Source organism: Rhizobium sp. RSm-3 (assembly GCF_001854685.1).
GTDB classification, from domain to species: domain Bacteria; phylum Pseudomonadota; class Alphaproteobacteria; order Rhizobiales; family Rhizobiaceae; genus Rhizobium; species Rhizobium ecuadorense.
Genome location: NZ_MAWZ01000044.1, coordinates 1 through 4,723, shown reverse-complemented (window position 1 = coordinate 4,723; position 4,723 = coordinate 1). Strand labels below are relative to the sequence as shown.

The 4,723-nt window shown below is 59.3% G+C and carries 6 protein-coding genes; all 6 read left to right on the top strand.

Going from position 1 to position 4,723, the window contains the following annotated elements:
- Positions 1 to 240: 240 nt before the first annotated feature.
- The 6 genes from BBJ66_RS25315 to BBJ66_RS25290 all read left to right on the top strand — a co-directional run bounded on the left by BBJ66_RS25315 (position 241) and on the right by BBJ66_RS25290 (position 4,388).
- The gene (locus BBJ66_RS25315) at positions 241 to 1,470 is read left to right on the top strand and encodes a cell wall hydrolase (protein WP_071090654.1); all 1,230 of its coding nucleotides are present in this window, start codon (positions 241 to 243) and stop codon (positions 1,468 to 1,470) included.
- A 271-nt stretch (positions 1,471 to 1,741) separates the two neighbouring features.
- Positions 1,742 to 2,080 carry an AtpZ/AtpI family protein gene (locus BBJ66_RS25310; protein WP_049735968.1) on the top strand — a complete coding sequence of 113 codons (339 nt, stop codon included), beginning with the start codon at positions 1,742 to 1,744 and terminating at the stop codon, positions 2,078 to 2,080.
- A gap of 63 nt (positions 2,081 to 2,143) precedes the next feature.
- Positions 2,144 to 2,896: a F0F1 ATP synthase subunit A gene (locus tag BBJ66_RS25305; RefSeq protein ID WP_049735969.1), complete on the top strand. Its 753-nt coding sequence runs from the start codon at positions 2,144 to 2,146 to the stop codon at positions 2,894 to 2,896.
- A gap of 68 nt (positions 2,897 to 2,964) precedes the next feature.
- Positions 2,965 to 3,192 (top strand): F0F1 ATP synthase subunit C, encoded by a 228-nt coding sequence (locus tag BBJ66_RS25300; protein ID WP_007632966.1) that lies wholly within the window; start codon positions 2,965 to 2,967, stop codon positions 3,190 to 3,192.
- A 77-nt stretch (positions 3,193 to 3,269) separates the two neighbouring features.
- Positions 3,270 to 3,893 carry a F0F1 ATP synthase subunit B gene (locus tag BBJ66_RS25295; protein ID WP_049735970.1) on the top strand — a complete coding sequence of 208 codons (624 nt, stop codon included), beginning with the start codon at positions 3,270 to 3,272 and terminating at the stop codon, positions 3,891 to 3,893.
- 3 nt (positions 3,894 to 3,896) lie between these two features.
- Positions 3,897 to 4,388, top strand: coding sequence for a F0F1 ATP synthase subunit B (locus tag BBJ66_RS25290; protein WP_049735971.1), 492 nt, complete (start codon positions 3,897 to 3,899; stop codon positions 4,386 to 4,388).
- Positions 4,389 to 4,723 lie beyond the last annotated feature (335 nt).

Genomic DNA, 4,723 nt, shown 5'->3' with positions numbered 1-4,723 from the left:
ATCAACAAAGTCATCGGCTCTCCCCAAATCAGAGAAAGCCCCTACTGAATCCAGCACATCCAAAGACGCAATACTTATATGCGATTCCCCTGCCCCTTGTGGGGAGGGGTTGGGGAGGGGACTTTGCAAGGGGCGCAGACACCCGGCATTTTTCAGCCACATTAGAACATGCAAAACTTCGCATAGCCACATTCCGGCACGCCCCGTTAACCCGACGTCAAGGTTAATGCGAGATTTTCGATGGAATGTTCCCGCGTTCCATGCCCGGAGTTGGTGTTGCGTCGAAAGAGCTCTTCCCGTAGCAAGCTGCGTCTTCTTCCCGAGAACTGGGTGTCGCCCGCTATCTTCGGGCTCGCCGGCTGGCTGATCTTCCCGAGCGTCCCATCTCATGCCGATCTCGCCGCCATGCTGGCCGGTCTCGATCGGGAGGGGGAGAACTGGCGCATGGTGCTGACCAATTCGCCGGCCGGCTCCATCCATCAGGCCGAACTGACCTTTTTCGATCCTGAAGTGACGGGCTCGATCTCGTCAGGCGCCGGCATGGTGCTGCCCGATGGCCGCAAGATCGCTTTCTCTTCCATGGACAAGGGCACCGCCAAAGAAAAAGGCCACGAGGACACGCCCGACGAGGATCGCGTCAACCGCGGCGCCAAGAAAGGCCGAGTCGTCGCCGTCGAGAAGATGCAGCCGCCGAAGGATTTTTCCGCCGGCTCGATCCTCGAACGCACGAAGATGCTCTTCACCCCGAGCTTCGATCTCAAGGACAGGTCGGCCTTCGTCAAGCCGAAGATCCAGGGCAAGGAAATCGCGATCGCCACATCTTTCTATAAGAAGCAGCCTGTGGTGATCGATAATGGCGTGCCGGCAATGCTGGCAAGCCTCGTCACCAGCGACAAGGCCGATATCCTGGCCACTGCCTACGGGCCGGCCGCACCCGACTATTCCCGCCAATCGCCCTTCGATTCGATCCTGACCGAGCAGGACAGCGGCCGTTTCGTTCCGGAGATCGGCCCGCGCGACCATGCATGGGCCGCCAGCATATTGGCGCCGAGCGTCTTTTCCGCCCGCGAACAGCAGTGCCTTGCCTCCGGCATCTATTTCGAGGCGCGGGGAGAATCGGTGAAGGGCCAGGCGGCCGTCGCCCAGGTGATCCTCAACCGCGTCCGCAATCCCGCCTATCCCAAGACCATCTGCGGCGTCGTCTACCAGAACGAGGATTGGCGCAACCGCTGCCAGTTCTCCTTTGCCTGCGACAGCATCAAGGACAGGGTGAACTCGCAATATCACTGGCGGATGGCCCGCGATGTGGCGATGGCGGTGACATCAGGCAAGATCTGGCTGCCGCAGGTGGGCTCGGCGACTCACTACCATGCCGTCTATGTCAGGCCGAAATGGGCAAAGACCATGGAAAAGGTCGGCCGCATCGGTCTTCATGTCTTCTATCGCACTTATGGCGGCGGCTGGAGCTGAGATAAATCGCTTGGGCAAGCCGATTTGCCGGGCATAAAAGCGGATTCTTTCCATCGAATTTAAGAGATCGGCCATAAATAAGCCTATCTATTTGATTTAACGCGATTATTTTCTGGCTGGACAGAAACTGTCTACGCCTTGACTATACCAATCCCTAAAACTATGTTGCGCGCGACTTCAGAACGGGCCGGAAGGGTTTCAACCTTCGCGTCCGGTGTCCGAATGACCGGGGTAGCGGGAGTGCGGGCGACGGGCAGGCGAGGAGAGATCCATGGCGGATGACCGCGAAGAAAGTCTTGAGAAGCGCCGTGCGCAACTGGAAGCGAAACTCGCGACCAAGCGTGTCGAGGCGAAAGTGGAAGAGGCAAGTGAAGCTCGTTCCGAGGTAAGCCGCAAAGGTTATGCCCAGGCGATGAAGCTTTCCAGCGAGTTCATTTCCGCCATCGTCGTCGGTGCCGTCCTTGGCTATGTCTTCGACCGTTTTGTTGGCACGGCGCCTTGGGGGATGATTGTTCTTCTGCTTCTCGGATTCTGTGCCGGCGTTCTGAACGTGCTGCGTTCTGCGGGGGTGGTGGCCCATCCCCTGGACGACAAGGGCGACAAGAAATAAGGACCGGTTCCCGGTCCAGTGCAATGACCCCGCGTCCTGCGGGCCAAAGAGAGAGAACAAGCGGTGTCTAACGATCCGACTCATCAGTTCCTGATCCATAAGATTGTGCCGATCGAAATCGGCGGAATTGATTTTTCGTTCACCAACGCATCGCTCTTCATGGCCGCTTCGGCTGCCGTTGCCGTCGGCTTCCTTTATTTCGCCACCTCGAACCGCGCCATCGTGCCGGGCCGTTCGCAGTCGGTCGCGGAAATGTCCTATGAATTCATCGCCAACATGCTGAAGGAAGGCGCCGGCAAGCAGGGAATGAAATTCTTCCCGCTGGTCTTCTCGCTCTTCATGTTCGTGCTGACGGCGAACCTGCTCGGCATGTTCCCGTATTTCTTCACGGTGACCAGCCAGATCATCGTGACCTTCGCCCTTGCTTTGCTCGTCATCGGCACCGTCGTCGTCTACGGCTTTTATAAGCATGGCTTCGGCTTCCTCAATCTCTTCGTGCCGCACGGCGTGCCGGGCGCGCTGCTGCCGCTGGTGGTGGCGATCGAAATCATCTCCTTCCTGTCGCGTCCGATTTCGCTCTCAGTTCGTCTCTTCGCCAACATGCTCGCCGGTCACATTACCCTCAAGGTGTTCGCAGGCTTCGTCGCCTCGCTCGGAACCCTGGGTGCTCTCGGCATCGGCGGCGCCGTTCTTCCCCTCATCATGACCGTCGCCCTGACCGGTCTCGAGTTCCTCGTCGCCTTCCTCCAGGCTTATGTCTTTGCGGTACTGACTTGCATGTACCTCAACGACGCAATCCATCCGGGCGGGCACTAAGGATAACGACATCGACGTCTCCAGGGCGTCAGTCATTCGCCGCAACAACCATTTCAAAGGAGTTCAACATGGAAGCGGAAGCAGCAAAGTACATCGGTGCAGGCCTGGCTTGCTTTGGTATGGCCGGTACGGCTCTCGGCCTCGGCAATATTTTCGGCAGCTACCTCTCCGGCGCACTGCGCAACCCGTCTGCCGCTGACAGCCAGTTCGGCCGTCTGGTATTCGGCTTCGCCGTTACGGAAGCTCTGGGCATCTTCTCGCTGCTCATCGCTCTCCTCCTCCTCTTCGCCGTCTGATATCGGCGAATAGATGGATCACGGCCTGCCACCGCAAGCCGTGATCCTTTGCATTTGCAGTCCACCTGGAGGTGAGAATGTTTTTTGTGACCCCGGCTTACGCTGAAGAAGCACCGGCGGCAGCGACGGGTACGGATGCGCATGCCGCTCCGGCCGCAGGCGAGGTCCATACCGAGACCGGTGTTGCCGAAGGCGGACACGCCCGCGGCCCTTTCCCGCCTTTCGATTCGACGACCTTTGCGTCCCAGCTGCTCTGGCTGGTGATCACCTTCGGCGTCTTCTATTTGCTCATGCAAAAGGTCATCGCGCCGCGCATCGGAGCAATCCTTGATCAGCGTCACACGCGCATTTCCCAGGATCTGGAAGAAGCGGGCCGCCTGAAGGCGGAAGCCGACGCTGCCGTCCAGACCTATGAAGGTGAATTGGCCGCCGCCCGCGCCAAATCCAATGCGATCGGCTCCGCCGCACGCGACGCCGCGAAGGTCAAGGCCGAAGAGGATCGCCGCGCTGTCGAGGCGAGCCTGTCGGAAAAGATCAAGGCTGCCGAGCTCCGCATCGGCGAGATCAAGGCAAAGGCTTTCGCCGACGTCGGCACCATTGCCGAGGAAACCGCGGCTGCCGTGGTCGATCAACTGATCGGCGGCACCGTCGCCAAGGCCGATGTCGCCGCTGCTGTTGCAGCCGCCAAGAAGGAGGCTTGATCGATGGAATTTGCCTTAGACGCAACTTTCTTCGCCTTTGTTGGCCTCGTCCTCTTCCTGGCGCTGGTCGTTTACCTGAAGGTTCCGGGCATGATGGCAAGGTCGCTCGACGACCGCGCCGACCAGATCCGCAACGAATTGGCCGAAGCCAAGCGCCTGCGCGAGGAGGCCCAGCACCTGCTCGCCGAATACCAGCGCAAGCGCAAGGAAGCTGAAGCCGAAGCGGCCCATATCGTTGCCGCAGCCGAGCGCGAAGCCGAAATGCTGACCGCCGAAGCAAAGAAGAAGACGGAAGAATTCGTCGCCAACCGCACGGCGCTTTCCGAGCAGAAGATCAAGCAGGCCGAGGCCGAGGCGATGAAGGCGGTACGTTCCGCTGCTGTCGATCTCGCAATCGCCGCCGCCGAAACGGTGCTCGCCAAGCAGGCCGACGCCAAGGTTCAGTCCGAGCTCTTCGGCAACGCCGTCGGCCAGGTCAAGACACGGCTCAACTGAGCGGTGTCGCATGGAATAGAAAGAGGCCGGGCATGTCCCGGCCTTTTCTTGTTGATGACCGTTTATTATTCCAAGCCGTGCGCCAGTTGAGGAGAAAACCCCTCCCCAACCCCTCCCCACAAGGGGGAGGGACTATGCTGTGATGTCCGGCAGCGACCAAAAGGCGAGTTCTTGCTGGCTGTTGCCGTTCGATGAATTACGATGAAGGGTTACGCAAAACGGTTCGGCACGTTAGCCCCTCCCCTTGTGGGCAGGGCTATCGCATATGAGCAAAGAGCTGGAAGAAGAATTCTTTGTTCCAGTTTGCCCTGCGCATTTTGCTTGCGATTGGCTTG